Genomic DNA, 26313 nt, shown 5'->3' on the forward strand with positions numbered 1-26313 from the left:
ACGCGCCGGAACTGCCGAATCGATCGTGTCCATTAATGGCCTCGCTCATGGACACTTCACTTCGTGCCCATCATCCACAACATGGGCACATCATTGATCGTTGGGTCGCGTGAAGCTATGCGGCCCAGACCACACGGTTACTCTTTAAAGACACGCAGTCGCCCACATAAATTGGCCGGAGGAACTGAGCGCCTATTGCAGCCGGTCGCGAGACCAACAGTCCGCTTCGGGAAATACACTCAAGAAGCCAGATTAGTGAATGTATGCCGTGTACGATGGGTGCCCCCATTTGGGTCCGACGCGCGGCCACTCTGTTCATGTGAATGGGGTTTCGATCGCCACTAATCCTTGCAAACTCTTCCTGACTGTCCCAGTCAAAGACCCGCTGATCCTTGCACACGGTGAGAGCCCTCCATACGTACAAAAGCGATCACTATTCACTGAAGCCCGCCCCTCACATGCTTTCCCTGCAACATTCCATTGCAATATCGCGATGATGCATCTGTGCCCGCAATCGCGGCGTTGTCTAGTACATCGGCATTCCTCGATATGCGTCGCGCGATCCAAAATATCTCATGACTGACGCGCCCCGACCGATCGAGGCGGTTAAGCAGGAAAGGTCCTAACAAATATAGAGAATCCTCCTGTCCATGCTGCATCTCATGCGGCGAATCACTTGGGCTGGTCACGATTCCAAAGAAGTATAGGCATAACGCTGTAACCGCGTTCGCTTGGACAGAAACACATGAGGGAAGGACCCGAGTGCGATACGAAGCTCGCAAGCAGCCACCGCGAACCGGCGACATGCGCTGAGCTTGATCTAAAGCCGTCCACCTACACGGCGCTGGAACGCTTAGTTCAGAATCCTGCGACCTCATCGAATTCGTCTACAAACACTTCGTCGGCTAGACGACCTAGTCGCGGCTTCACGCGCTTCATTTATCGCGTGATCAAGAATCGCAATCTATATGGCGACCTGGCCTTTGCTGAGACTGCAGAAAGTTTGCGCGTGAATCTCGCTGCCATGCAGATTGGCAGTGAAGATCGTATCGTTGGTATCACTGCGAGCGGAGACCTCCTTCTGTCCGTGTTAGCCGCCGGTCCAAAGGCGGTCGTCGGTTTTGATGCCAACAGCTCGCAGACGGCAATCGCATATCTAAAAGCCGCATCGATCCTCGTTCTGTCGGTTGAAGACTATAAGAAGTTCATGGGACTGGAAGATATGCCGGCTTCGATGCGTGTTCAGATACTGACGCGTGTTAGCCGCGCCGTACCCAATAGGTCGCGTCGCCAGCTCTTGAGAATGGGCGACCTCGTCGCGAAGGGCATCCTGAATAGTGGCATGTCCCATATGATTGTAGAGTTGCTTGTGTCAATGGCCCGGTTCGCGATGTCGAAGGACACTCTAGCTCTGTTTCTTGGGGAGCATGGAACTGCGAGGGATCGCGCCGAGAAGTTGCGCAAGATTCGCGATAGTCTTGCTGTAAGACGCGTAGTGCGCCCCCTCCTAAGAAGGTTGGCGCCGCGGCTGAAGTGGCTGCTATTCCCTCATCGATTCTGTGTCACCTCAAATCGCCCTGAAGAAATCATCCATGACTTCTTTACCGTTTTCAAAGCTCTTCTAGAGCAAGGCATAAGAGCGAATCCTGTTTTGTGTCGTGCAGCGCTCGGAGAACTGCACCAAGAATGGAATCGTCACCTGTACTCCGAAACGGCGTTCGCTGCGATTCGTAATAATTTTGGACGCATCTCGCTGCACACGGCTGACTTCACCTCCGGCCTCCAGGAGATAGCTGACGGCTGGGCAACACGCGTCTATCTGTCGAACATGCCCGACTACCTCAGTGATGAGCAGTTGAAGCTTCTGGTCATGGAAGTAAAGCGGGCGTCGGCCCCAGGCGCACGAATCGTCTATTACTCTCTCTACGACAAGGACCTGCTCCCGGATCTGGGACCCACGATACCGACCGCCGAGCTGCAGGCGCTGCGGGATGGAGACGATGTGTTTATCTATCCCACTATTATGGTCCGCACTCGAGAACAAGCATCGTGAACACGCCCCCAGATCGAGCAGGTTCGATCACCCTGATCTCACCGGCAGCGGATTACGACATCACGCTGCGCGACCGTCACCGCAACGGCTCCTTGATTGCCCTTCAGCGGTTGCCGCGGCTGGGTCTACTGACACTCGAAGCACTTACACCCCCCGATTGGGAAGTGCAAATCATCGATGAGCGGATCGATGTCGTGGTGCCACCGCAAATCGAATCATGTCTCATCGGTATCTCCGCAATGACGAGTCAAGCCCCTCGTGCCTTCGAGTTGGCGCGTCTGTTTAAGGCACTGGGAAAGACCGTCGTGATGGGCGGATATTTCCCTTCCCTCAGCCCAGACTTGGCTCTACAGAACCCCGACATCGACAGTATTGTTGTCGGCCGCGGTGAGATGGCCTGGCCCAAGCTGCTAGAGGACTTCAAAAGAGGCCAGTTACGCCGGCGCTATCATTACTCGCTTATGAAGAACGGCTTTACGCTTCCCCCGGTGAACTACAACTTGTGCCGCACCGGGCGCGGCTACAACGCCCACATCACGCAGATACAAAGCACGCTCGGGTGCAAATTCAGATGCAAGTTTTGCGCGATTCCACAGTTCCACGGGGGAGCATTCATGCTCCGCGACATCGACGATCTCGTCGAAGAACTAGAGAACACGCCTACGCAACGTGTTGCCTTCATCGATGACAATCTAATTAATTCTTCCGCGTATCTAACCGCTCTCTGCGATCGTATAGCCCCGCTGCGAAAACGATGGAGCGCGCAGGTGTCGATGGACGTTCGGGGCAATTACAAGCTGATTCAGAGAATGGCGCGAGCGGGCTGCTACTGGGTCCACCTTGGCGTGGAGAGCCTGGACGCCACCACTCTGCAGGAACAAAGGAAGCGACAAAACGACGTTGCAAAGTACCTGGAGACCTTCAGGATGTTCCGGAATGAAGGTATCAGTGTAAGCGCCGGAATCATCTTCGGATTCCCGACCGACTCACAAGATGTCTTCGAGCACACGCAAGACTTCCTCGACGTTGCACCCTTGGACGCAGTGAGCTTTCACTATTACACCTGTTACCCGGGGTATCCTGAGTATCAGGAATTGCAGGATGCTGATCGATTGCTCACCCGGAACCTTGCTCACTACGATACGTACCATCCCGTCGTTAAGACTGACAACTTCACGACCGACGAATTAGTCGAAAACGTGGAGAGGATGAAACTCGAATTCTATAGGCCTCGTCAGCTCCTTTCTCGAGCAACGGAAGGACTGATGGATGGCTACCCTGGTGTAGCAAGAGCCATCGCGGCCGGCACAGTGGGATATCTCAACCAGCGCCGAGGATTGCCGGTCTTTCTTTAGTGAAGGGAGCTGAGAGGCGACAATCTCGTACCTTAAGACACGAAGGAGTCAACATGCCTTACTACACTATGCGGGACGGTGAGCAGATATTTGCCTACGTCATCGGAGATGGGTCTCCATGTGTCTTGGTGAATGGCTTTGTTTGCGTGGCTAGGGTGTGGGTCCCGCTGATAAGCACGCTAAAAGGTGTGGGGTGTCAGTTCATTCTCATGGATGTGCGTGGCTCAGGGGAATCCGCCACAGCGCGATACACAAAGCCTGCTTTCGAGCAGTTTGCCGAAGATGTAGACGATCTGTTGGATGCATTGGGCCATGCTCAGGCGAAGTTGGTTGGTTGCTCACAAGGAGCATATGCCTGTCTGGTCAAGTACAAAGTTACCGGATTTTCCCGCATTACGAGTTTCCTGCTTTACGAGCACACCATCAAGGTAGCGCCGTCCGACGGCTACAAACACGGGATTAATCCAGAAGTCTTCGAAAAATATCGTGCTCTGGTTGCAATGTGGAAACACCTGAACCTAGACGACCCTCGAGTTCCATTTAAGAAACTGCCACCGGAGTTTCGGCGAGCGTACAGAGCGACGTGCATGGAAACCATTGATTATTGCTGCGACTCAATTCGAGGCGGAAAAGTTACAAAGCCCCTGATTCGGGCAGCAGTGAGTTTCATTCAATCGTCTACGATCATGTGGCACGGGACGATGAAGATCATGGAGGACTACGTTCATCATGACTATGGAATCTCTTTGAAGGACCTAGAGCACATGAATCTACCAGTCACTATCTTGTATGCTCGCCGGTCGCGACTGTTCCCAAACGACGCCATATTGGAGATGGCAGAATCTATGCCAAACGTGAAGGTCATCCGATATGAGAACAGCGGACACGCCATCTTTCAGACGGAGCCTTGGAAGTTCAGAGCCGACCTTGCTCAGTTTCTTGCAGGACCGTCGCGGTTAACAGTTTTGCCGACTACCAACCGCCCAGCGGCGGCCGCCCGTTTGCCTTGAATAGAGAGCGACAGCACCCGGAGAAGTGCATCTGACAACTCAATGAGCTTGGACTTCTGGACAACCTCTTTCGGATGACTGATGCCTGAACATACCTATTCTGCTACCTGATAGTAAGTCGGACAACGAGACGCCGGGAAGCGCGATGGAGCAGTAAGTGGACTCAGTCACGGACACCAAATCGAGTTCGAGTCGATTGGTACATCCAATTGATAGTATCGCCCCTCTGCTCGTCTCCATGTACAGAATTGGTGTGCATCTCTGGGTCGAGGGCGGCCAACTTCGATACCAAGCCCCAAATGGAGCACTTACACCCGAAAGGATGAAGATTCTTCGTGACCGAAAGGCCGAGATCGTTAACTTCCTCGCTCAGTCGCAATCGTTCCCTAGCACTGAGCATCTGTTGCCCGGACTGCAGCATGCAGAAGGAGCGCCGCTCGCTTCTGATGCATGGTTCACATCAAATGATCGCGAGGTCGTGGACGAAAGCTACGAGCTTGAAAGACGCGGCGTGATCTCCCCTCACTGGGATCTGATGGACATTAAAGAACCTTGGGAGCTCCTAACAGTTCGAGCGGATTATCTGCATAGCACAGTGGAGTATCGCGTCGGGTGGAATAATTCGGTTGCTTTTAAGTGCTGTGAGTGTGAGAAGTCGTGCCCGAAGTACGATAGCCAGCCCGAACGAACTTGGGGACGTCGGAACAAGCACTCACCGACGATCCTCATTCGAGCGATCGTTCCGCGTTATATCTGCGTGGAACACGGAGTTCGAACAGCACCTGCTCCGTGGTTGGCGCAAGAAATGCACTATGCGGAAACAGGCGATTCAAGCCTCGGAGCCTTCATTCGAAGGGCAGATGCCTCATTAACATCGATGCTAAATAGGCGCCAATTACAAGCAACATACCATGCTGCGATAAGGGCACTAAGACCCGCTGCAGATATTTTTCACAGATCCTTGATCTCTCGCGCACTCAAGGATTCGATACTGCCACCTTCCGCTGTTGCTCTGCCTTTCGATCAGGAAGCACCCTATCGAGCATATCACTGTTTCGGCGCACATCCCTTAGGCATCTTAGGAGCGGCTGGCGACTTAAGGCCACTTCTCGCTTCCGACTACATTAATCTATCCGCCCTAAAGATCACCACTAACGGTTATCTTGGCACGGTCATTGTACCTTGGAGAACAATAGGCAATTTCGTGTCTTCGGGTCATTGCGAAACCCTCAACACTGAGCAAAAGCCAATCTACAAGATCGGTCGTTCGCGGGAATGTATTGAGTGGCTGGCTGAGAGAGTTCAGCAGGGGTGGTACATCTTCTTGCACGTAAACAAGTACTACATACCTCATAGTGCGTTTCATTTGAAACGCGACTTTCTTCATGACTGTCTGCTTGTTGGTTGTAATACCAAAGAGAAGACATTTAAGGTGGCCATGTACTTGTGCACGGGAGAATTTGGCACAACTGAGGTTTCGTTCGTCTCGATGGCGATGGCCTTGATACTGCGCGGTAGTCGACGTTTCGCCAATCCAATCTGTTATGCACCAGTCGCTCTCGCAGTAAGACCGAAGGAGGGAATGCAGTTCCAATTCGATCAACATAGCGCCAAACAAAACCTGAAGGACTACCTACAATCGCGCGCACCGAAGGATGGGATATACGTCCGTAGCGGCGTCGAGTACGCGGGTGATTGGGTGATGGCATTTGGCTACCCGACCGAATCTCACAGCTACGGCCTGGAAGCATTCGTAGCGACCGTACTGAATATCAGAGAACTAATAACGGCGAAACAGCTAGTCGATCTGATGAGTACGCGTGCTTTGTGGGAGCACAAGAAGATAATGAGTGCAAACCTCAGCTTTTGGAAAGCCAAGCTGGCTATCTCATGCATTGGGGATGATCTTCCGGTGCTGTACGCCGAAGTTGTTAGATGGACGCATGCTCTGCATCTACTATCCTTCGAATACAACCAGGACAAGCGATATTCCCGCGAACTGCTGTCACACTTGTCTATATTTCGTAGCATTCTCGAGATTGAAAAGGAGGTACTGGCTCGGATGATGTCAGGATTTTGAAGACCTCCATCCGTGCGGGACCAATGAAATAGTCGCATCGACGGATTGCCTTCCAGACCATTCAGAGGCGCTGGAACAAGCGCATTCGATTTCGCAAGTGCAAGCACGAACCGCGCTATCTGACTGAAACATGCAACATAGGGGGTGGACCGTGTATTCCGCCCGATGTCGGCCACTGATTCCGCCGCATGCTGGCCCCCAATTCCGCGTCATTCCGGCCTGGGATTCCGCGGCATGTCGCTCCCCTCCTTTTGAGGTGATCCGAAGCCGCGGATGGTGCCAGGGTAATCCCGCTATCGTGCGTCCCTTTGCCGACCAAGGGGGACGACAGTCTCGCGCAAGTGGCGATGAATCAGATCGAAGGGTGCGCGCACGCTTTGGCGAACGCTGGCGTACTATCCACGGGCGAACTCGTTCACGCGTGGGTTAGTCGGCGATGACATGCGCCGACGGTGCCGACGGATCGGCTGCTCTGTAACGCTGACCGATGCTACGCGCGCATCCGGGCGACGACCTATAGTGCGATGAGCGATGCTGCGCGTCGACAGTGGCCTAATGCCCTGACGACGATCCAATCGCGGTATCGCGCCATGAGCCTGGACGGTCTCATCGCAAGGGCATCGGCGTAGCGCTGCTGAGGGCGAGGCGGCCACGGCAACTTGGTGGCCACCTGGTCACCTTTCCCCTCAACGGCCCTGGGCTTCCAACCCGAATTCTGGGCGCCGATCACCCATGCCCGGCGTGCACGCCTGGGCAGAGCCCCCCGGTCGTTCAGCGGCCCGCTTTGCTTCTCAAGAGAAACGCGTCGCCGGGATTTGCCACAAGCGCGAGCCATGACAGGCCAAGCCAGATTGGCGCGTTCGACCGCCCCTATGGATGGTTGGGGCTCAACCACCAGTGCGAGGGGTCCAACTCATAGCCAGGTACAGCAACCCCTGATTCGTCAGAGACGCTTTCGGCCAACTACGCCGGTGTGCACACCAAGACCCATGAAACATCCATACGTAAGAATCGACCATCCATCGGGCGCAGCGATGACGCACTCAGAAAACCTGATCTCGTTCTTGATGACCCGCCAAGAACCGCCATCAAGAAAAGGTTTCACATTGGCGATTGGTTGAGCACTTTGAACGACGAAGAGCTGAAAGATCTAATCGTCCTCGGCGAGAGTCAGGCCAGCGGGGAGCCCATAGCGGGCAGGCATGCGCATGCATGCGACGATTTTCTGCAAGTCGCCATGGTCGCGCTCGCGGCGGAGAAGAATGTACGAAGGGTACCCATCGATTCTGATCTGCCAGCTCTATTGGAAATATGTGTCTCGCTCGAGCATCTGTCACGCGACGGCTTCCTTCAACTGGAAGGAACGCTGTCCATTGATCCCGAGGCGCACCACCCGGCGTGATTCTGACGCCCAAAGGTATTGCCGCCGGCATCATCCTGAAGGGTTAAACAGCGTCAATTCAGCAACCGCTCGTGAATCAAAAGCAAAGCGCCCCTGTCGCTGCGGTCTTGGGTGACATGGAGAAATGACATCACCAGGTTACCGACGTGCAGCAGCTACCCCTGATCGTGTCCATCGTCGCCTTGCTCGTTTCCGTGTGTAGTTTCATCGTTGCAGTTTTTGCCTATCGCCGCGACAGCAGCAAGATACGTGCATGGAGCACGTTAGTCTGGCACGCCGAAGGGCCAGACACGCACGTCCCGGTTATGCACATCCGTGTTGCGAACGTCGGCCGGCGCCCGATCTATATTCTAAACCTAGTAATGAGGGCTGGACGATCCCGTTGGTCGCAACCACTGCAGCAATTGGCTGTCGAAGTATCAGCGCGAGCCGATCCGGTAAAGTACATTGAGGAAGTTCGGCGAAGGTCCGTTGCCCATGTAGCGGCTCTTAAGCTTATCGAGGGGGACATCTATGAACGGATCTTCCGCCCCGAAGACTGCCCCGATTTCATCAACACGCACGAAGATCCGATGATAAAAGCTCAGCGGCTGCTGGTAGAGGATGTAACTGGCATTTGCTATCCGGTGACGAAATCGGAGAAACACTTGAAACAGCTCTTTTCAGCGTGGCGGCCATAACGTCACACCGTGCTAACCACTCTACGTTCACGTGAGTGACGCAACTGCAACTGCGTTGCCAGCCTGAGGGACGAACAATCCACCATAGTCGAGAGTGCAACAATTTCGAAGCGGTCCCGGAGGAATACCGGGACCGCTCGCGCGCAGCTTCTTAAGTGATCTCGGATGGGCCACCTTCATCCGGCCGATGCCGTGCGCTGCCGATATACGCAGACGCAATCGAAGCGCGAGAGTGTCCCAGTTCATCGGCAACCAGCTCACGAGCAGCACGATCAGCATCAGGATCGTCCTTCGCGAGCGTACCACCCTTCACTGGACTCACACGATCAGTCACTCGCTCGTACTCGCGATTCGCGTAGCTATGTCGCAGAGAATGCGGCGTAGCCCCAGACTGCTTTCGCGTAAGGCCGATCTTCTTAGTCACGCCATAGAAGACCGACTTCCAGCTCCGAAGGGATTGTCCTCGCGGCACCATGGACTCTGCTTTCGTCGGAGCAAACGTCTTGGCAAGCTCCAGGAGCGCCTCCTGCTTCGCAGTCAACGGCGCTGTGAGAGTTCGCTTTCGACCGCCTTTTGCTCCCCATAGAACGAGTACGAGCCCATCTCGTAGTGCGAGGTGAGGCCGGAAGCGCCAAGCCTCCTGCACGCGCAGACCGAACTCCCAACACAGCGCTAGTTGACATGCGACCCTCGGGTTCAGTCGATGCGCCTGATCGTAGATCGTTTGGAAATCGACACCGGCTGCCTCGAGGGATTTGTCTCGGTTCGTCGCAAGGCTTCGCCTCAAGCTGTTCGGATTCTGAAAGAGCTTCTCTCGCTCCTCCATGAGCTGTTGCTTGCCTAACGCCCGACACAGGACGGACACATGGGCGAGCTTTGTTGCAATGGTCGCCGGCGACAGCTTCTTATCTTCCAGCCAGTGACAGTAGGCGACCAGATGTTTCCGCTTCAGGTGCACGATCGAATGCACCCGAAACACCGCAGCCAACCAGAACGCCAACTCCCTCAGATTTTTTACGCGATCGCTGCGGGTCTTGGTCCCCACTTGGCGATCACCGCCCGCTGACATCCGCACTGCCGACTGAAAGTTGTCTCTGATTTCTCGCCAAAGCTGATGTCCCAGGCGGAATACTCTCTGTCCACAGCTTCTCGCCATCTGCATAGCATGCATAGATACCTCTAGCGGTAAAAGAAAATGAAGAAAGGGAAGAGAAACAAGCAAAGCGGATTCCCTCGATTCGGTGCGATCCGCACCTGGCTCGAAACTTGAGTGCTGGGTGCTTGCGCCCAGGCAAGCGCGACCGCGTCCGCGGATGCAGGCCATTCGTGACAGATACAGCCGGGAAGCGTTGTTCAGGTAACCGCTAGTCGTGAGGGAGCGTCGCAGTGCCAGTGCGGCGGCGACTTGCGCGTCAACGCGGTGGAGGAGCTGCGCTGGGCAGCGACTGCAGCCACGCCTGCCCGTTCGGACAGCTGGTCGCGCGTGCGATTACCGTGTGGTTCTTGGTTCTACGATCGGCGGCGCGCTGGAAGAAGCGCGCGAACGTCGCAACGGAGCGAGGTCGATCAGATTGATCGTGGCCGCGAGGGAATCCGAGAAGGAATCGAATGTGACGTCAACATCTTGTCGTGTTGTTCGTCACGCGCAGGCAGTTGCACTCTTGGATGTCTGACCTGTTTGACCAGGAAAGACCTATCAGGCCGATAAGCGTCGGCGACGCTGCACAGGGGGGGGGTCGCCCCCGTCGGATCGATCAACGATCCGCGCTCGCCATTACAGTTTCACACTCACAGGCGTTGGTCAAATGTTTTTTTAACCGCGCAACGATCGCCGCAAACTCCTTGTTGAGCGACCGAAATCTCATGCTGTGAACCGGCGCGAGTTGCAAGCAATTGATCCCGCGCTGTTTCATTCCACCCTTCGCTCACATTGCAATCACTCTGTTTCTCGCGAGGTCAGCTGAAGACGCATGCGGTGGTCTTTCCGATAGCTTGGTAGGGCAGCTCGCTGTGGTTAGTGTCACAGGCTCTGAATGACCTCGAGGACATATCGAATGCAGACCGCCCCGCAGCGGGCGATGTCGTGGTGGTTTCGAAATGGTCACCACTTAGATCTGTTGCCAGAAAAATGTGCACCATTTCGACGGCCTCCCATCGGAAATGGACGCCACTTAGGTTTGCTGCCAGTGAAATGTGCACCATTTCGGCGGCCCCGTCGGACATGGACGCCACTTTTAGGGGGCTGGCTAGCTATAGAAATGACGCGTTCTCGAACGGCGCCTGGATAAAGTGACGCGTTTCGTAATAGAGCACTTGAGGAATGACGCGTTTTAATGAGGACTAAACAATAGCTTGTCCGGCTACGAGGCCACGACCTCGGAATCAGCGCTGCTCCTCGAAGTCGAGTGAGGAATGAGCGTTCTCGCTTCGCGGCCGCGTGGCGTTTGTGAGCGATGGAACGCCGATCCGTTGGGTCTGGTCAGGAGGGTGAAGGCCGGCGCGGGAAGGCAGTTCCGTGTCTGCGCGCGCGAAGTGGTAGCGGACGTCTTGGGCGCGACAGCCGGCACGGGATGATGAGCCAGGTCGGAGGCGCTTTATGTAGCTTTCTAGAAACGCCATTATCCGCACCGTTACGAGCTGACTGAGCTCCGTATATCCAAACAGAGACTGGCTTGGGAAGTTTGTGGCGGACATCTGCGAGGAACGCTGAATGCTATATTCAGTCATTCCGACTTTGGTGGAAAAGGCGGGACGAATGACAGTACGAGCTTGCTATCTGGAGCGTCATCATCGGTACGAGGGGATGGCGGGAGTTTATCCAGCCGAGCATTCAAATCGCGACGCATTGTCTCAGCAAGTTTGATGAACCCCGCCAGGCGGCCTATTCGGTCCTCCAATTGTTCTCGCGCCGCAGCGCCAGCGTCAGGTTCGGAATCGCTTGAGACGAAGCGAATCACCACTGCCATTGGGCCTTCGTCTGCTCCTGCTGCTTCCGCTAGCTTGACCCACTCTTGGGACCGGTCCACGGCGGAACGTGCAGCTTCGGCGAGGCAGTACTGGATTAATACCCGTGCGGAATAATCCAGCCCACTTATCATGTCAAGCCAGGCTTTCACTTCAGGGGGTTGATTGGCCTCTTCCTTCGGCGGCCTGGCAGATCGAAAGTAGCGACGAGTTTCACCGCGTGGATCCAAAGTCTCGACCGCACGAAGAATTGGCTCCATGTCCTCGAATGGACGCTTGCCGTCGGGGAGTTCGGCTCGGTGTTGCCACAGCTTTAGTATGGCGTCGAAGCACTCTTTCTCTATCGAATTCTTATCTTCTCCAGCGGCGTTTTCCGCTTTCTCGATGAGTTCGGCCAGATAGTGTGCCATCCACCTACCGAGAGTGTCGACCGAAGGCTCTAGCTGCAGTTCTTGGACAAGTCTGCGTCCCAATCGGAGGACGTGGTCAGACCGTGATGAACTTGCCGTCTGGCTTGAGAAGGTAGAGTCTGGCCCTTGTTGGAATTCGTTCTTCGTCATGTTCTTTACTGCTTTCGTATGGTTGATATCGACGTCGGCGATCGATCTGCACCTCGAGAATCAAGTCGCGATGTAGTCCTTTCAGTATGGCTTTCACCAAAGTCAAAGAGGCTTGGATTCTACTGCCTCGCTCGGGATTGGTTGTCTCGTGACGAATGGCCTCGTCGTAGTGCCCCCATACTTGTGATCTCATTACGATTGATTCTCCTTGGTCTTTCCATCTCCTGAGATTCACGTCTGATTCGAGGCCCATTAGCTCGACAATATACTGAGCTGGTGACGGTGGCGGGAAACCTACACCACCCGCCCAGCGATCGCGGTCATCGAGTCCGCTGCTCGAACGGCCCTCAACGATCCAGCCCTTAAGCGAGAAGCCAGATTCATCGTCAATCTCCATGTCGCTGTCGACACTCGGAATTGCATAGTCGTGTAGGTCTACCGCGGTGGAAAGCGCTCGGAGCAAAGCCTCAGACCTAGCGGGTGATACTAATGCGCTGGATATGCGGACCGATTGTTCTCGCTTGCTGTCGGCGGTCGTCCAGTATCCCCAGACGTTCAGCATCTCTCCTGAATAGAGCGCCTCGTCAAAATCAGTTGTCTCAATGGCATGCTCTGATCGGTCGTCCGCCTCTCGATGCCGCCAAGCGGGGTGCTCAAGTGGTGTCGGATCGCGTCGATCCCAAAGCCAGCCTCCGTCCGTTCGTGCCAAGTCATGGCGATTGAGCCAATCGGCGAACTCATCCTCTTCACTGAACTCCGAGTGATGAGTTGGCCTACTGGCCAGCAGGTTGCCGGCTAGAATCATCATTGCGTGATACGCGTAGTAGAACTGAAGCGTATCGGCGCGCGGATACGATCCGTGAGAATGATGAGTGTGATTCTCCGCATAGATTCTCCGCCGCCCGCGCTCATCTTCGTCCCATCTGCCGCTGTGGGAGGTGCAAAATTCGGCACGAATGACCTTCAATGCCTCTCTCTCGATCTTCCCTTGTGATAGTGCGAATATGTTGCCGAGTGGTGCGTACCAATACGGCCCTATGTCGATGCCGAAGGAGTAGCGGTCTTCGTCGGCATTATTCTTTGACTCGACCTTGTCCTCTGCTCGATCGCGGTCGTAGTACTTAGACTTCACAGAAGGGAAGGGTGACAAGTTGATTCCGGCGAGACGTTCCTTGAGCTCATTCTGGTTTGTGACTATGTCGCAGTTCATCAATGCTGTCAGCGCACGCGCCCCAAACTGTCGAATTAGGACATGAGGCTGATCTTTCAGTGTCCAATCTGCAATTTGGTTTCCGAAGGGCGCTAAAGCCGTCGGGAATTCCTGTGCTGCACGTGCAAGCCCGATTAGGAGCCATTGGAGTGCATGCAGGTCGTAGAATTTCAGTCTAGTATCAACAAAGGGCACGCTCCTTCTTTCGACTGCCAATTTCACGATCTGGTCGAGCATCTTCTGTCGGTTTAGTGCGGCTAGGCAAAGGACTGTGTGCGAGCCTTCCCACCGCAGTACGCTTTCGGGCGCGGCCATCGACGCCCAGACATAGCCGGCTAAGGAAGCTGAGGTATCAGCGGGTGGCAGCAGTTCGCTTGACCAAGGACCGTCCCCGTCGTTGTCCTCGAGCACCGGTGTAAGGAGCGCTAACCCGAACTGTAGAGCTTCGAGCGACTCGTCTTCTGATAGTCTAAGGACAAGCAGGCCGACGAGAGAGAAGAGTCTGTTCGAGTCTACGGAGTCGGGTGTCTCTCCGATGGCATCGAGCACCACTCCCGCAAGGGTACTCTCACTCATTCCAGCGAGGGAACTTGCCTCCTCGAAAGGAAGTGTTTCGTAATACCGGCTCTTTCTCACGTCCATGCAGAATCGGCGACAAAAAGCCCTCACCGCCGACCCGATCGCGTGAGTAATCGCCGGTCGCCCCTTCCATGTTGTTGGTATCTGCTCCAGGAAGTTTCGAAAATGGTATAGCGTAAACTCCGGCGCTTGGCCCACCGCGTGGATGAAGGACGCTTCGGAACCTATTGGGACGCGTCGGGTAGCTTGTTGGAAGAACGCGTCGTAACTGATTGGTGATCCCGCATTCCTGAATGCTGAGTAGATGCGAGACAAGCCGATACTCGTCGCGAGGTCGCCGGCGGCGAAGACAGCGTCCCAGTTGTAGTGGGGCTCGCTTGTAACACCGATACGCTCGTCAGCTTCATGGCAATCCTGCTCATTACTGTCTCCCTTATGGCTCTCGTCGAAAGCGATTGCCTCATTGAGGCCAGCTATCGTGATTCCATGCGCAGACGCGACCTCTGCCAGCTTTGATCGGTTTGCACTGGTGAACTGGACGTACCGATAGAAAAGCAAAGCAGCAGATTGTCTTTGGTCGTCGGTCTCAATTTTTTGCAGGGCTCTATCCAGCAGAAATTCGTAGGTCCAACCGGCGCGGAAGGGAACTAGAGCCAATGCGTCACGTGCGTCGAGGCTGCCATCCGCAACCAGTCGTTCGATTGCAACGGGAAGGGTCTCTTCATGCCAGCCAAAACCACGGTCACGCCAACGACTGAGTATGGCGATGGCGGAGGACGGGCAGAGTCCGCAAAGTGCTTGTACTGTTGCGTCCCAGTCGAAATGCTTATCGCGTACGACGTATGCATATGTTAGCTCGGCACAGCGGGCAAGGTTGTAAGCGGACTCGGGTGAAGCACGGCCAATCCGGGCAGCGCGATCAGCCAAGTGCAGAATGGCGTCCCACCGAGACAGGTTTTCATCACCAATCTTGCTTGCTATTTCAACCGCTTCATTGAAGTACGCCTTGGCGTCCTCCGGGCTTACCGTGAGAATGGCGCGTGCAGCATCAATGTAGCCTTGAGATTTACTTTCCGCGTCCGCGCGCTCGCCTGCGGTGAGACTAAACGCTTCCTGAGCAAATTGGATCGCTGCCAATCTCGTTGCTTGGCGCAGCCCACATAATCGAGAAAGGGATGTCAGGGTTGATGTGAAAAGAGGTCTTCGTTGGTCAGCTTTCCATTGTGAGAAGACCGCCATCGCTTGCATGTCATCGGCGTCAATCCGCTGAAGGATGTCAATCCACACCAGCGCAACCTCGTTGACCGTATGTGCATCGTCCTCGTAATAGGAAGCCTTGGCGTTCTTGGATGCTTCGCGTGCGCGTGTCAGTTCTTCATGCAACGAGGTCTTGGTCACTTGGCCAAGAAGCGCCGCTGCCCGCAGTTTGTGCCAAGGAAGAAGTGTGCCGATGTCCTGCTGGAACGTTCGTACGTGTTGTGATACCGAGTGTTTGTTCGTATCCATCTCGGTAAGGAACTCCGGGTGCGCGAGATCTCGAAGACTGATGTCTTGCTTGAGCAGCGCCGCACGCAGAGAGTACGCTCGCAACAAGGGAAAGCGACCTCCTGCATATCTGGAAGACATTGTCTTCGGAGGCTCGCTTGGAAGGTAGCGTGAAAGCAATGCGGCGGCAGCGTCGACAGTACAGACGGAGTGGCTCAGTGCAGCTTCGGTGAGCGCTGCAATGGCATCGATAACAGTGCCTTTGTCATCCCAGGTCTGGGCGTGATCCAATTGGATCCGGCGGTCGGTGGCGAATTTAAATGCACGATGTGTAACCTCGGCCGGTGGAACTCGTTGAACCTCGCGAAGTTCAACGATCAGTGCAAGTACAATGCATAGGTTGTTGTTGGACGCTCTCGCAAGTTCATCCACGTCTCCATACCGGCCGTGATCGATTAGGCGTCTGGCGACTATCCGACCGACACGAAAGGCAACCTCCCGCGGGCTCCAGCCTGCGAGGCTACGCGCTCCTCCTATAGGGCCGTAGATATTGAGATGTGCGAGTGTCAGCTCGGCAATATCCTGATCCGTGATTTGCTCTTTCTTTCGTTCATCCGGTCCCAGTTGGCTCCAGTTGCGCAACCATTCACCGGCCATACGCAGACGGCTTCTAGCGTCACCTAGCAGTTCCGGACGACCGGACAATAGTGCAGCATCGTAGGCATGATGGGAGCCGAGCCATCCGGATTTGAAAGTACGGCGGGATACGATCTCTTGAACAAGATCAGTTCCAAGGAATGCGGATGCTAGATCGGTATTCGATTGCAAAATCTTCCGCTGGCGGTCGTTTCCTGCTGTCTCGCCGCCAGCCTTCAGTGCAAGCTTGGTAGCATCCAAGTATCGCTTTGAGCGCAATGCTGCCTTCAGCGCGAACTGAAGGCGCTGGAGTTCTACGTCACGCCTCTCAAGAGGGGTCGTCTCCGGCAACCCTTCTGAAGTGAGGGCCAATGCGACGAGCTCGGTAAGTCTCCCAGCCTCTAGCATTAGCTGCGGCAGCACCGAAGCTACATATGGGCTTTTCATCGCGAGCGGCTTCAAACTGGCGATGAACTCAACGACGGCGTCGGACGATGGTTTGAACTTCTCGCGAAACCATGTTTCCGCAGGCTCATCAAAAAATTGAATCATGTCACCGGATACGATCAGTGGTCGCCCGAGATCGATCGCGAAGCTTCTGACCGCTCCTTCGTCAACTCCAGACATCTTGGATAGTATTGGAATCGGTGTCAGCGGACGTAGCGCCGCGAGTCCCGCGCATATACTGTCAATCTGGTTCCTCTCAATCGAGCCAACGCTATCCTTGAGCTTAGCGATCGCGTTCTCGAGTAAGTTACCAATCGTGTCTTCGACAGTGGTCGGAGAAGGACCGAGGGCGCGGAGCGTCTCGGGCAGCGGCAGATTTCGTGACAATGCGAGGGCTTGGACTCGAGGGTTCTCGGAGCTCAGGCGATGAAACTCATCGATATCGTGTTCGGTTGCGTCGGCAAACTGGCGACGTAGAAAGGTCGCTGTTTCATTGCGATCAAAGGGGCGTAGCTCGCGTCGTATCGTACCAAATGGCGGGTCAAGGAGGCTCTGTCGATGAGAACGGCAAAGAAAGACAAGGCGTACGCCGCTCGGCATTTTTTCCCTGATCAGGTCACGAACGAAGGAGCGCGACTCGCCAACTTCTTCCGCCGCCATCTGCGAGTTATCGGCAGCGTCCACAATGACGCATAGAAGCGCACTAGAATTTACCAGTTGCAGGAGAGTTGTCGCTTGAGTTATTCGATTGACGAATGCCCGTACATATGCGGCGGCGTCGGCGTGGGTGGTAGGGATCAACGGATGGCAAAGCCCTTTACCCGCGAGTTCATTTGCGATCTGTACTAACGCATCCTTGTGTCTATGGCGGTAACCCGATGCATTTCGATACTGGCCATTGCCGAAGCAGTCATACAGGACGCATACTGATTCTTCGGGCAAGCCTGCGGAGATGCGCGTAGCGAATACCGTCTTGCCCACGCCGGCCGAAGCGTGGACAACAACCGGCTCCGTGGCTTTGATGATCTCCTCAATAATATCGGTCTCTTGGGCCCGGGCTACCGCTGCATCGAGCTTTTGGATCAAGCATGGCGCAGGAAAAAGTCTGCTTTCATCAGTGCCCAACGCTCGCAGAACATCCATCTTTGTAATGACAGGATTTTTCTCTCCTTCGGATAATGCCCTTCGAGTGATAAGTTCCTTAAGCTGCAGAGGTGCAGAGACATCGGCGTCCGGCAAGTAGCCTTGCACATCTTGAAATAGAATGTTGCGCTGGTCCCAATAACCATCTTGCTTGTCCTCGATCCGTAGCAGTTTCGAAAAGTGAGCAAGGCGATCCCCTGTCAACCCGGTGAACCGTTCTAACTTCCGGAGTTCGGCAGGATGTCGGGGTGGCAAGCCGGCCTGAGCGTCGGCTATGGCCTCACTGAAACCTCTTGCGATCCATCGGTTTGTGACAAACCAGAACTCGATTCTTGAGAGAAGCGCCTCGATGGAGAGGGACTGAAGCAACTCTAGGTAACGCCTGGCGAACCCCGTAATGGTTTTCTCAAGTCCGCTCGCAGTCCAGGGCTCGGTTGCGTGTAGCGTCGAATGCTTGAGCTGCATATAGCGGACCAACCGCGCCTTTGAGACTTGTTCGCTCCCAAAGTATTCGGCGATATCTATGATTTCGTCGCCTGCGCCAGTCGAGAGACCCGCATCCTCCTGGGGAGATGCTCCTTCAATGCTGATGGCTACAAGGTCATCCTGTGGTGAAAGGAGCCTCAGCGAGCGGCGAGCGGCCCATAAATAGTGGAACTGATCGCCGTCTCGACTCGGCCGAACAGGATTGGGGTTTGACATTATTTGGCTATATCGATGCGGCTAGCAGCCCGGTCTATTACTGCATTCTCCCTGGCGGAAATGTAGTTGTCGACGTTGCTTCGGTGAGGGCGTTTTCGGAGGTTCGCTGAAGTTCCGGCGGAGGGGACATGGTCATGACTCGTTCACCTGGGCGGGATGCTTCAGGAATGTAGGGGCCCTCGGTGATTTTCTCGGAACAGCAAAGACCCGTTTTGACGGGTCCTCAGGTACCCGGATGATGGTTAGCAACTATATGGCCCCTGCCAGCAGATGCGCGACTACCCCGGGAATAGAGCAAACGGCGATAGCGATGCCCACGGCGCCCCCCATGGATAGGCCACGAATGAGTCGAGCGCCAATTTTTCTAACCACGTCGCGATTGAGGCTCAATCGGGCACCGATGCTTAGGTCCAAGGCATGCGATCTAAGTTCCGTGCGAACGATAAACATCGATTTCGAAGACGCCCTTTCGTGCTTGCGATTCGTCATTGCTACCTCCCGACAGGATGTGGTCAGCAACTTAGCATCGCTCCAGCCCGCCAGGGGCTGGCGAAATCTCAACACTTCCTGGGCGTCAGTCGAATGAAGCGCCTCGGATCGATAGCCCGGATCGCCGGCCAGTCCCCTTGATCCTTCCAGTACGTGGCCGTGGTGATGGCAATCTCGGTTGCACGTTTGACCCAAGCCGGATGTCGAAGCAGACCCAGAAGGTCAAACCCCATCGGCAGCTTCGGATCTGGTTCTTTGCTGCAATCCCGCAACTCCAGGATCGTGCATCGAAGGCCCTCCGCCATATGCATAACCGCTCTAGCGGGGGCGATGACGTGTGACCGGACATTTCTTTCATGCATTCCGATCTGGGCGGATATGGCGCGCACGATGTCATTCACTGACGGCACATGTTCCTCCGATTCGTACCGACATGCTTCCACGTAGGACTCAGGTGCTTGTCCATTCCAGCGCCATCCACCCTGGAACCCCTCGGGGCGTTCGCCCTCACGAAGCCGCATCCAGCGCCGATCTCGCTGAATCTCGAGCGGTGGTCGCTACCCAACTATCCGCCGACTCGCCCATTTCATGGTGCCAGAACACAGAAACTTCTCCGGCCGCCAATAACCGCAGCAGTATGTGCCGGTTCGCGAAGTTCAGAGAGTTCAGCATCTGCTGCTTCGGGACGCTCTTCAGGAGGTCCGAATGATGCTTGTTGCCGCCCTTGGGGAGTCGTCGATGATGTCGCGCCGCGCGAACAGTGTAACTGCAGAAAGCACGATACAGCCTTTCCCTTTTTGCCTGATCGGTCGACTGGGGATAGGTCAGAAGGCACAGGTACATCATTGCACCTATCCAGAGATCGGAGCCCTCGACGGGCAGTTCAATTCGTTCCGGCATGCGATAACGAGCCAATATTGACTAGATGGTCGAATCCCGCTCAAGTCGGCTTTGCCATTCCTGCAGATTCTCCAGGACTGGAGTCGTTTCGTTAAGCCGCTAACCCTAGCGCAGGGTGCCAGCATCTTCCAGTCTGAGATTTTGAAGGACGAGGAGACACGCATGCTGGCCTTCCCGGTCTAATGAGTTATCTCCGGACACTCGAATGTGTTCCGAGTTCTGGTGGCAAGCAAATGAGCCTTTGTCCGGGAGAGCGCCGTATGTTCTTTGATCGCATTTCGCTCAAGAATTTTGGACCGTTTGAATCAGCTGAGTTTGCCTTTCGGCCGGGTGTCGTCAACGTCATTGTAGGCCAGAATGGCTCTGGCAAGTCACAGCTGACTGGCGCCATTGTCGCAGCACTGATTGGCAGACCGGCGCTCCGGATCGAAGAAGATGGGATTGGTCCTTCCGTCGTTGATGTCTGCGTCAGGGAGGGAGACGTTGCCGAGCATCTCCGTCTGTCTGTGGCGCAGAGGAACGGCAGCGATGTAACCGTCGAGCAATTCTCCAGGAGCGCGGACAGTTGTGAATCGACGAATACTTTGAAGCTGCGATTACTGGCTGCATGGTCCAATCCTGCGGGGCCTAGGCTTTTGCATCTGCCTTCGACCTTGTCTCGACCATGCGATCTCAGCTCGGACGATCTCAAGGCAGCTATTCCGGCCAGCTTCAAGCGTACGCGGGAATGGTGGCAGCTGCTAGAAAGTGGAGTCATGGAAGGGGGAGCTGCGGCGAGTGGCAGGGAGATGACTCTTCGCACCTTTCTAGGTGAGCTCGCGCGCCGAAGTCGATCGCGCGAGAGTCTTCCGTTGATTGTCGATGAGTTCGGCTGGTTCGGAGAAGATCATTTGACTGCAAAGCTGCTGGAAGCCATCGCCGCGACTTCTCAGGTCATACTGCTGTCAAGTCGACAGCCAATCCAACGATTCGACAACACGATCTATCTGGAGTCCCGTGTCACCGATGTCCATTCACTAGCGTACTACAATAACTTGATTGAGCAGCAGCGGCCGCGTCTCAAAGCTCGGCGGCGGGCGGAATGGGTGCGTGGCGCCGTCTTTCCTCTACCTGAAAGTCGCACCTGTGAATTGAAAGAGATCAAGGGAAGCAGTCCAGTGGCTGCGATCAGAAGCCTTGTGGATCAGTACGTCGTGGCGTTCCTCAACGCGGGGCATCCTCAGGAAGGTTTGATTCTGTGGGGGATACGAGACGAGGATCGAACGATCACCGGAGTCTTGCTGTCAGAGCAGGATTGCGACGAGGTGCGACGTGTGGTGACTGATAAGCTCCATCAAATCACACCAACGTTTGCGCCCACCGCGTATCGGATCGAAATGCATCACATCACTGATGGAATGCAAGTGATTCCAGATCTATACGTGGTTGAGATCAGGGTCCCGGCTGCGCGTCGAGCGCTCCTGTACGCAACTGGCGGCGGGGAGGTTTACGTAAAAACTGACTCTGGAAAGCGCCGCTTATCGGTAGGAGAAATTCAGCTCGAACTACTGAATCGGGTCGGCGTCGACGTGCCCTTGTGAGTCAAGACGAGCTCAGGCTGCATCGAGAGATCCCTTTGGACCACAAATGCATTTCTTCGGCCTCCGACGGCTATCGGGTGTTTGCCGCCAATATCATGGCGCCGTGCGGTGATTCTACGCGCGCATATCAGGACCTGGCGACTTCTGTGGAACGACGCTGAAGCCCACTCGCTGCTCTTCCTGTGAGGCCGCCCAGCGGAGTACCCGCGGAGAGCCTACAGACAGCATCGGCTTACGTTGCCTGCGGCGGCGAAGCGCCGATCAAGTCCATCTTTGTCTGCTCCGGGCTTCCGAGAACTCGATTCAAGAGACTATCGGTGGGCATTGCCGCGTACCGATTCGACAACGCGTCGCGCAAACGAAGGAGCCGGCGATTTGCCGTATCCACGAGTGCCCCGTATGTCGTAGCCCTGATTCTCGCGTACACCTCTCCGCTGTCGGTCCGTAAATCCTTCTCACGGGCAGTGCCCCGGGCAATTGTCTCGCCTACAACCCACGCGCACACAAATGGCTTGCCTGCCAGCATGCCCGACGCCGCGATGTCCTGAGCATAGCCGTCGGCCTGCGTGACTTCTTTCCTGGTGATCTCAAAGTCTCCCTTTTTTAACTCGATCAGCAGAACATTCTGCAGCCGCACCAAAGCAGGATCCACCGGATCAAACATCTCGATACCGGTGAGTTGGCAGGTCGTCCGTTCTGGCAAAACAACCACGTCCGGGCGATTCTTTTCATTTACAAACTTTGCATCCGGCTTGTTGAACAGAGCCCGGGCGATCGTCTGAAGTGTTGCGTTTGAACAGTATTCCTGCGACTCGAACTCGGGACCAAAAATCCATCGGGATCGCAACACGAGCGGATGCAGTGTGTGCAGCTCATCGGCTGTTCGGTCGCGAGCGAGCCGTCGTATGGAGTCAATTACGCCAAGTCGCCCATCGATTTCATCGAGAACCCGGAGCGCGTCCTTTACAGTCCACTCCATGAGCAACCTATCCAAGCCTTCCACATCCTCCGGATGAAGCACTGCGAGCTTGTGAAGCAGCGCAGCGCCACTCTTAGATTTCTCCAAATTGATAACCGCCTGAACCGCCGCGGAGAGAAATTCCGGCGCCATGGTCGGATGCGCGCGAGCAACCGCTACCGTGAATTCGGCCACTTCAATTCTGGCGCCATGGCCGAGAGAAACGAAATCTGATCGGTTCTGGATAAGCGCGTCCGCAGATGATTCTTCCACGGTCTCCGCGGCTAGCGCTTGCGCTATTCGACTGATTTCTTGTGCGGTTCGCCGATACAACTCCTCGACCGGAGGATTGTTGCGAAAGGTAGTCCAGTCAGAAGTGACGTCCTTTTCAAATCCCTCGGTGTCGACGATCACATTGTACCGCCTGGCGAATCGTGTACGCCCGTCGAATGCAGCAACATGTCCGATCGTCCATGATGCATCTCCGACGAGCCGACGCTGCGACCAGAAGGCAACGCCGTGATGCATCGAGGAATGGCTAACACGCGTCGAATCGATAACGATGACGGTTGCCGAGCGAGTGTTATCGATTGTTACCCTCGCCTCCGCCACCTTGCCCTCGAGCTCATGAAAGGCAAGCGAACGACCGTTCACCAAAACCGTAAACTCAGGGTCGTGAACGAAGCGAGCCGCCAGCATCGACAACGCTTCTTCAGCGTCAGGCAACCTGCGAGCTGCTTCCACCGATAACCGTGTTCCGTGCCCCTCTCTGCGTCCACTAGCCTCACTCAGTAGAACGAATGGACTCGGCCCAGCATCCGTGCCAACGACGAAGGTCGATAAAACGCCACGCCGCCATGTCTCCACCTGATACTCGTTTGCGAAACATAGCAGTCCGTGTCGCCCCACCCCATTGCGCCCATACGCCTTGCGAGGCTTCCTGGTCGCACCCTCCGGGAACTCAACGTTAGGTCCTTGATGCTTCGCGCGATCGTATCCCAGCGTCATCCATCGATGTTTGAATTGCTCCGGCGTCATTCCGTGACCGTCATCTGTTATCGTCAGAGTCCCACCAACCTCAGCTGGAAGAACGAGGCTCACCTGCGATGCACCGGCATCCCACGCATTTGCAACAAGCTCCGTAAGCGCAATGTGCGGATAGTGCGCCACAGGCCCAAGTTCGCGGAGAAGGTAGTCCTCTTCAAATAGCGAAGGTTGAACATGCGGTTTCGCCATACACTTGTCCATTGAGGCACGGGAATGCGACATCATAACCAAACATTCCTCCTCTTGACGACACAAGCTCGCGAGGCGCCGGATGCTGATGACGAGGCAACTCCTGAAGAGCCTCTTCTTGACCGCAGGCGTTGACTGCAACCAACTTGGACGAGCTGATCAGCGCAGCCCGTAGAGAGATAAATGTACCCCGATACTGTCTGTTTGTACAGCTACACACGGGGCGCAAAGTCGTTCCACGCCCCAATGCCTCTTATGCCGCTCATATCCGACTTTGTTTCTTTCGCGCGGCTCTCTTTCTTCGCCAGCACAGGGAATGTTGATGAACGGGAATGGATACTCAGTGGTACGAGGAGCGCAATTTGTGACCAGCCTCCAATACGTCAATGATCCGGATGACAAACCGTTGCTGCGTCTTAGAAAGTGCCTGCAACCGCTCCGCATGCCGCATTGCCCTTGGAGACAGCCGCCCTTTCCGAATTCCCACGGGCCGAGCGAGGCCGATCAACTCCTCGACACGGACGGTGAATACTTTGGCGATTCTGGTCAGAATAAGCACCGAGACACGGCGGTCACCGAGTTCGTAAGCGAAAACGGCCTGCTGAGAAACACCGATAGCGCGCGCCAACTCCGCTTGCGTCATACCCCGCTCCTTGCGGAGTTGAGCGATGTGCGCGCCTAGTGCCGTGAAGTAACGCTTCGATTCAGCGCGTATCAGATTCATGGCCGCCGCACCTCCGCCTGATCGAGCGTGCCCAGTCCGCGCTCGATCAGAGGCACAAGGGCGACGAGCACATCCGCGAGGCAGGGCACTTCGAAAGAGTTCATTGCGCACCTTCCTTGGCGACGAACGCCGGACAGTGACTCTCGACGCCAAGTCGCCGCTTGCCCCAGCGCGGGCAGGTGCAGAGCGCGCGGAGAACATCGCGGCCGAGGTCCAGCTGGCAGTCCCCACAGCGACGGAGCGGCGGTGGTGTTTTCTGCTCCAACAGCTGGGTCATGCCGTCCGGGCGAGGATCGCCGGTGGTATGGGCGCTAGCGGCTTTGGTGGGGGCGGGAGAAAGAGCGTCGACGGTTTGGCAATAGAGACGACCCCGGATCGGCCGGGGGATAATCGGCGTAGCCATGACTGCACCTCGTAGTCAGGTGTTGGTAGGCCGAGGGCGGTGCAGTAGCACCGGCTCCGGCCGCCTGGCAGTCAGGGCTGATTCGGGGTAACTATCCGGGGTAAGTCTCTGATCGTGTTTCTGGGTCGATGGAAATTGTCGAGGGATTTCTCGCCTACGCGAGTCCCTCCCTTTCCACCAATCAACTCCTGAATTTTCAGCAAATTAGGCCGTGGCATCGGGCCGCTTGTGCCTATTTCTGTGCCAACTCGCGGGGCCACGGTGGGGCGAACGCTCTTCTTTTTATGCCGCGGCTGATCGCTCAAGCCCATCGCCTCGCGGATGAGAACCACCTCGGACTCCGGCGCTTCTTCAGTCCAGGCCGCGTAGGCGCGGAACATGGTTTCCGGACGGTGGCCATGCTGCCTACTGACCCACAGCGGACTTTTGCCGAGCATCAGGTTCCAACTCACGGATGAATGGCGCGCGTTATACGGGCGGCGATAGCGAAGGTCGGACAGGCGAGACAGCGATTGTCGCCATCGCCGACCGACGTATTGCAGGTGACGAATCACCCTGCCCTCGGCGGTGAAGAAAAGATGGTGGTGATCAATCAGCCCACCGGCCTTCAATCGCGCTCGCAATTTGAGCTGACGAGCCAATATCCGGACCGCCCGCGCACACAGCGTCACGGTGCGATCCTCTCCGGTCTTCGTGCAGTTCTTATCTATTCCGGCCACGCGTGCTTTTGACACACGCAGCGTTCCATTCACCGCGTCGTAGTCCGAGGTCAGCAGCGCAATCTCTTCCGACGGCCTGAGCCCAGTAAAGAATCGGAACTCATCGTAATTCTCCTGCGCCTCACCCCAGTCCTGACGAATCGCAGCGATGAGGCGCTCGGCCTCATCGATCCGGAACGGGTCGATCACTCGATCTCGCTTGCGAATGCGTACGCACCTCAGCATCGACGCAGGATTGTGATACTGCGGATGAGCGCGAAAGCCGAACTCGAACGCGACACGCAGCGCGCTGATCGCGTTGTTGTAGGTCTTCCGGCTCCAGACATGCGAATCAGCGATGCTGACGAGTTCTGAGTGAGTGACCTGCAAGAAGTTTCGATGGCCGATCTTCGGTCGCCAAATGCCATCCAAGATCTTCTTATAACCCGCAACCGTGATCTCCTCCATGGCACCCTTCAGCTGAAGAGACGCGCAGTGATTCAAGAAAGCGTCGAACACGTAGCCACACGTGCGCTGACTGGGCGCGCTCATCACAGCATCAACGTGTCGATACCGTGGAAACTCCTCGGCGAACTGGAAGGTGCCTGCCGCGATCCGTTCCTTGATGGCCGCCAGATGCTCACGGGCGCGGCGAAGATTCGCTTCCGTGGGTGTTCGCCTCAGTGACGGCCGATAACGGACGCCCTGAAACATGAAATCGTATTGAATTGCGCGACAGCCTCTGGGAGTGATGCCGCCATTGCAGGACCTGCGCATCGTATATCCCCAACTCGAGTTTGCGATTCAAATATCATCAATGGCGCCGGCCTTGTCCTCCATAGACTCACTGAGCGCCCAGTCCCGCAGCGCAAGTAGAGCTTGGTTGCAACAAGTGGGTACCCCATGGTTCGTGATCGACGCCAGAGAACGCGGATTTTGGTGGCGCCCACTGCACCGCGTCAAAAATTTCAGGGACTGCTTATCGACATAGCGCGGAGAGTTATTTCAATGTCGAGGTA

Annotated in this window: 16 protein-coding genes and 1 pseudogene; 8 read left to right on the forward strand and 9 right to left on the reverse strand. The window is 55.7% G+C overall.

Going from position 1 to position 26313, the window contains the following annotated elements; all coding sequences use genetic code 11:
• Positions 1-115: 115 nt before the first annotated feature.
• Complete coding sequence (locus VGD45_RS34360) at positions 116-400, reverse strand: MaoC family dehydratase (protein ID WP_414717578.1); 285 nt, start codon at positions 398-400, stop codon at positions 116-118.
• Positions 401-946: 546 nt separating this feature from the next.
• Between VGD45_RS34360 and VGD45_RS11720 the strand changes: the two genes are divergently transcribed.
• The 6 genes from VGD45_RS11720 to VGD45_RS11745 all read left to right on the forward strand — a co-directional run bounded on the left by VGD45_RS11720 (position 947) and on the right by VGD45_RS11745 (position 8580).
• Positions 947-2053 carry a DUF3419 family protein gene (locus VGD45_RS11720; protein ID WP_331155486.1) on the forward strand — a complete coding sequence of 369 codons (1107 nt, stop codon included), beginning with the start codon at positions 947-949 and terminating at the stop codon, positions 2051-2053.
• Positions 2050-3408 (forward strand): B12-binding domain-containing radical SAM protein, encoded by a 1359-nt coding sequence (locus VGD45_RS11725; RefSeq protein ID WP_331155487.1) that lies wholly within the window; start codon positions 2050-2052, stop codon positions 3406-3408. Before VGD45_RS11720 ends, VGD45_RS11725 begins: the two co-directional genes overlap by 4 nt.
• A gap of 53 nt (positions 3409-3461) precedes the next feature.
• Positions 3462-4418: an alpha/beta hydrolase gene (locus tag VGD45_RS11730; protein WP_331155488.1), complete on the forward strand. Its 957-nt coding sequence runs from the start codon at positions 3462-3464 to the stop codon at positions 4416-4418.
• 157 nt (positions 4419-4575) lie between these two features.
• The gene (locus VGD45_RS11735; protein WP_331155489.1) at positions 4576-6498 is read left to right on the forward strand and encodes a hypothetical protein; all 1923 of its coding nucleotides are present in this window, start codon (positions 4576-4578) and stop codon (positions 6496-6498) included.
• Between the two features lie 973 nt (positions 6499-7471).
• Positions 7472-7900 (forward strand): hypothetical protein, encoded by a 429-nt coding sequence (locus VGD45_RS11740; RefSeq protein WP_331155490.1) that lies wholly within the window; start codon positions 7472-7474, stop codon positions 7898-7900.
• A gap of 146 nt (positions 7901-8046) precedes the next feature.
• The gene (locus tag VGD45_RS11745) at positions 8047-8580 is read left to right on the forward strand and encodes a hypothetical protein (RefSeq protein WP_331155491.1); all 534 of its coding nucleotides are present in this window, start codon (positions 8047-8049) and stop codon (positions 8578-8580) included.
• A 151-nt stretch (positions 8581-8731) separates the two neighbouring features.
• Here the strand turns inward: VGD45_RS11745 and VGD45_RS11750 are convergent, their stop codons facing one another.
• Entirely contained in the window at positions 8732-9751 is a 1020-nt protein-coding gene (locus VGD45_RS11750) for a tyrosine-type recombinase/integrase (protein WP_331155492.1), read from the reverse strand.
• Positions 9752-10992: 1241 nt separating this feature from the next.
• Between VGD45_RS11750 and VGD45_RS11755 the strand changes: the two genes are divergently transcribed.
• Complete coding sequence (locus VGD45_RS11755) at positions 10993-11154, forward strand: hypothetical protein (RefSeq protein WP_331155493.1); 162 nt, start codon at positions 10993-10995, stop codon at positions 11152-11154.
• A 149-nt stretch (positions 11155-11303) separates the two neighbouring features.
• Here VGD45_RS11755 and avs3b read toward each other — a convergent pair whose 3' ends face one another.
• The 3 genes from avs3b to VGD45_RS11770 form a co-directional block, all read right to left on the reverse strand.
• The gene (avs3b, locus tag VGD45_RS11760) at positions 11304-12017 is read right to left on the reverse strand and encodes an AVAST type 3 anti-phage proein Avs3b (RefSeq protein ID WP_349263258.1); all 714 of its coding nucleotides are present in this window, start codon (positions 12015-12017) and stop codon (positions 11304-11306) included.
• Between the two features lie 13 nt (positions 12018-12030).
• On the reverse strand, positions 12031-18306 hold the full coding sequence (gene avs3a / locus VGD45_RS11765; protein ID WP_331155495.1) for an AVAST type 3 anti-phage nuclease/ATPase Avs3a: 6276 nt from the start codon (positions 18304-18306) through the stop codon (positions 12031-12033).
• A gap of 996 nt (positions 18307-19302) precedes the next feature.
• On the reverse strand, positions 19303-19695 hold the full coding sequence (locus VGD45_RS11770; protein WP_331155496.1) for a hypothetical protein: 393 nt from the start codon (positions 19693-19695) through the stop codon (positions 19303-19305).
• A gap of 260 nt (positions 19696-19955) precedes the next feature.
• Between VGD45_RS11770 and VGD45_RS11775 the strand changes: the two genes are divergently transcribed.
• The gene (locus VGD45_RS11775; RefSeq protein ID WP_331155497.1) at positions 19956-21275 is read left to right on the forward strand and encodes an RNA-binding domain-containing protein; all 1320 of its coding nucleotides are present in this window, start codon (positions 19956-19958) and stop codon (positions 21273-21275) included.
• Between the two features lie 232 nt (positions 21276-21507).
• Here the strand turns inward: VGD45_RS11775 and VGD45_RS11780 are convergent, their stop codons facing one another.
• The 4 genes and pseudogenes from VGD45_RS11780 to VGD45_RS11790 all read right to left on the reverse strand — a co-directional run bounded on the left by VGD45_RS11780 (position 21508) and on the right by VGD45_RS11790 (position 26071).
• Positions 21508-22977 (reverse strand): hypothetical protein, encoded by a 1470-nt coding sequence (locus VGD45_RS11780; protein ID WP_331155498.1) that lies wholly within the window; start codon positions 22975-22977, stop codon positions 21508-21510.
• A 99-nt stretch (positions 22978-23076) separates the two neighbouring features.
• Positions 23077-23505: pseudogene (locus tag VGD45_RS34100) on the reverse strand (ATP-binding protein); the annotation flags it as partial.
• Positions 23506-23809: 304 nt separating this feature from the next.
• Complete coding sequence (locus tag VGD45_RS11785) at positions 23810-24193, reverse strand: helix-turn-helix transcriptional regulator (protein WP_331155499.1); 384 nt, start codon at positions 24191-24193, stop codon at positions 23810-23812.
• Between the two features lie 474 nt (positions 24194-24667).
• On the reverse strand, positions 24668-26071 hold the full coding sequence (locus VGD45_RS11790) for an Arm DNA-binding domain-containing protein (RefSeq protein ID WP_331155500.1): 1404 nt from the start codon (positions 26069-26071) through the stop codon (positions 24668-24670).
• Between the last annotated feature and the right edge of the window lie 242 nt (positions 26072-26313).

Origin of the sequence: Steroidobacter sp. (assembly GCF_036402275.1) — a bacterium.
GTDB lineage: Bacteria > Pseudomonadota > Gammaproteobacteria > Steroidobacterales > Steroidobacteraceae > Steroidobacter.